Below are 728 nucleotides of genomic sequence, written 5' to 3' on the forward strand. Positions count from 1 at the left end.
GACACCTCGACGGCGACGCTGACGATCACCATCACCGGTGCGGAAGACCTGCCGGTGGCGGTGGCCGACACCAACAGCGTCAACGAAGGAGCGACGCAGGTCACGGGTGGCGTCAAACCCAACGACACCAACGGTGACGGCACGCCTGCGCAGAACACGACGGCCCTGACGGGTTCGGGCACAGGCAGCTACGGCACGGTGAGCCTGAACCCGGATGGCACCTACACGTACACGCTGGACAACACCAACCCGACGGTGAACCAGCTGCTGCCTGGCCAGACGCTGCAGGAAACCTATACCTACCGCCTGACGGACGAAGACGGTGACACCTCGACGGCGACGCTGACGATCACGATCGTGGGCACGGACAACGTGCCGATTGCGGTGGACGACACCAACACGATCGCCGAGGACACTCCGACGGTCAACGGCAACGTCAAGCTCAACGACACCAATGGTGACGGATCACCGGCCCAGAACACGGTGGCCATCAGTGGCTCGCCCACGGGCAGCTTCGGCACCGTGGCTCTGAACCCGGACGGCACGTACACGTACACGCTGAACAACGCCAACCCGACGGTGCAGCAACTGGCTCCTGGCGAGACGCTGGCCGAGACGTACACGTACGTGCTGACCGATGGCGCCGGAGATACCGAGAGCGCCACGCTGACGATCACGATCACGGGCACCGACGATCTGCCGGTGGCAGTCAATGACACCGCCACGAT

At 64.4% G+C, this 728-nt stretch carries 1 protein-coding gene; it reads left to right on the forward strand.

Annotation, left to right across the window (positions count from 1 at the left end; all coding sequences use genetic code 11):
- A partial coding sequence (locus ACLIJ1_RS23290) for a VCBS domain-containing protein (RefSeq protein WP_411367964.1) occupies positions 1 to 728 on the forward strand: 728 nt, incomplete at both ends.

This window comes from Hydrogenophaga sp. RWCD_12 (assembly GCF_046604225.1).
Lineage (GTDB): Bacteria > Pseudomonadota > Gammaproteobacteria > Burkholderiales > Burkholderiaceae_C > Hydrogenophaga.